The following is a 2449-nucleotide window of genomic DNA, read 5'->3' on the forward strand; positions in this document are numbered from 1 at the left end:
CTGCAGCCGGCGCTGATCCAGGCCGCCGAGATGGCCGAGGAAGACCGGCTTCGTTTCATCAACGACTTCTTCAATCGGCGGATACGCTTCAGGGATGATCTGGCCGTCTGGGGCCAGGTGGACTATTGGGCCAGCCCGCTGGAGACGCTGTCGCGCGGGGAGGGCGATTGCGAGGATTTCGCCATTGCCAAGTACTTCAGCCTGGTGGCTTCGGGCACGCCGGTGGCGCGCCTGCGGCTGGTGTACGTGCGGGCCCAGTTGCGCGGCGGCGGGCCGCCCCAGGCGCACATGGTGCTGGCCTGGTACGCCACGCCCGACGCCGAGCCGCTGATCCTGGACAACCTGGTGATGGATGTGCGCGGGGCTTCTCGTCGGACCGACCTGGTGCCCGTGTTCAGTTTCAACGGTGAAGGGTTGTGGCAGGGCGTGGGTGCGGAACGGGCGGGTGATCCGCTGGCGAGGCTGTCTCGCTGGCGTGAGGTGCTGGCCAAGGCGAAGGCCGAGGGCTTTTGAAGGGAACGAGATCCATGTCGTTGATACGCCAACTCTGGCTGTTGCTGGCCGCCGTGCTGCTGCTTGCGATCGGCGGCGCGGTGAGTGTCAACCTGCTGTCCACGCGCGCGGTGCTGCAGACGCAGCTGACCATGAAGAACAACGACACCGCCCAGTCGCTGGCGCTGGTGTTGTCGCAGCAGCATGGCGATGACGAGCTGATGCAGCTGGCCATCAATGCCCAGGCCGACACGGGCTTTTACCGCAGCATCGCGCTGGCGCGGGCCGATGGCCGCCCCGGCATCGACAACCGTTCGCCCGCCGCACCGCTGCGTGCGCCGGGCTGGTTCGTCTCGCTGCTGCCCATTGCGCCGGCGCCCGGCGTGGCCCAGGTGTCCGACGGCTGGCGGCCGCTGGGCACCGTCACCGTGGTGTCGCACGACAGCTATGCCTACGACGAGCTGTGGCGCGGCGGCGTGCGCGCCACGCTGGTGATGCTGGGCGTGGGCGCGCTGGCCGCGCTGCTGTCGCTGGTGGTGGTGCGCCGCATCCGTGCGCCGCTGGAAGCCACGGTGCGCCAGGCGCAGGCGCTGGAAGAAGGCCGCTACGTCATCGTCGACGAACCCGCCATGCCCGACCTGCGCCGCGTGGCCGCCGCGATGAACGGCATGGTGGTGCGCATGAAGTCGCTGTTCGAGGCGCAGGCCGCCCGGGCCGAGACGCTGCGCCGCCAGGCGCACTGCGACCCGCTGACCGGCCTGCCGCACCGCGCCCACTTCATGGGCCTGTTGGCCGCGCTGCAGCAGCGTGAAGACGGTGCCGATGGCGGCGGCCTGGTGCTGGTGCGGCTGGCCGACGTGAGTGGCCTGAACCGCGCGGTGGGCCGCGAGACCACCGACCTGGTGATCGAGACCATCGCCCAGGTGCTCAACACCTACCCCGAGCGGGTGGACGGCTGCCTGGCCGGCCGCCTCAATGGCTCCGACTTTGCGCTGGCGCTGCCGGCGCCGGGCCTGGCTGCCGAGACGGCCGCGTCCATCGCCGCGGCGCTGCGCAGCAGCCTGCCGGCGTTCAGCCCGGTGATCCGCGCTTATGTGGGCGCGGTGGAATGGCCGCGCGAGGCCACGGCCGGCGCGCTGATGGCGCAGGCCGACCTGGCGCTGGCCCGGGCCGAGGCCGGCAAGCCCTACAGCGCCGAGGTGCTGGACGGCAGCGCCGCCCCCTCGGGCGTCGGCGAGGGCGAGCGGGCGTGGCGGGTGCAGCTGCTGGCTGCGCTGGAAGACAAGCGCCTGCGGCTGCGGCTGGTGGGCTTTCCGGTGCTGGACGCCGAAGGCCGCAGGCTGCACCTGGAGTCGCCGCTGCGGGTGCAGCTGCGCGAGGGCGGCGCCCATGAGCCGGCCGCCCGCTGGCTGCCGCTGGCCATGCGCAACCGGCTGACCGCGCTGTTCGATGCCGAGGCGGTGTCGCTGGCGCTGGAAGCGATCGCCGACGACGCGGTGCCGCGCGCGGTCAACATCGCGCCGGCCTCGGTGGCCGACAGCGGCTTCGTGGCCCATCTGCGCCAGCTGCTGGAAGAGCAGCCGCGCGCCGCCCATGCGCTGTGGCTGGAGGTGCCCGAGGCCGCGGCCATCGACCACTTCGAGGCGGTGCAGGCCTTTGCCCGCATGCTGCGCCCGCTGGGCGTGCGCGTGGGCCTGGAACATGCCGGCGAGCGGCTGCACCGCATCGAGCGGCTGTACGAGCTGGGCCTGGACTACGTGAAGCTCGATGCCTCGGTCTGCGCCGAGGTGGCCCGCAGCGAAGCGGCGCAGGAGTTCCTGCGCAGCACCGTCACGCTGCTGCATGCGATGTCGATGCAGGTGCAGGCCGAAGGCGTGGCCGACGAGGCCGACGTGCGCACGCTGTGGACCTGCGGCGTGGATGCGGTCACCGGGCCCTGGGCGAGCCAGCAGCCGGC

The 2449-nt window shown here is 71.9% G+C and carries 2 protein-coding genes; both read left to right on the forward strand.

What is annotated here, in order from left to right; all coding sequences use genetic code 11:
* On the forward strand, nucleotides 1–513 hold a 513-nt coding region (locus ABNT58_RS28620), incomplete at its 5' end, for a transglutaminase-like cysteine peptidase (protein WP_348756745.1).
* A 14-nt stretch (nucleotides 514–527) separates the two neighbouring features.
* Nucleotides 528–2449 (forward strand): EAL domain-containing protein (locus ABNT58_RS28625; protein WP_348756746.1); only part of this gene is annotated, 1922 nt, incomplete at its 3' end.

The organism is uncultured Aquincola sp., from assembly GCF_964001545.1.
GTDB lineage: Bacteria > Pseudomonadota > Gammaproteobacteria > Burkholderiales > Burkholderiaceae_C > Aquincola.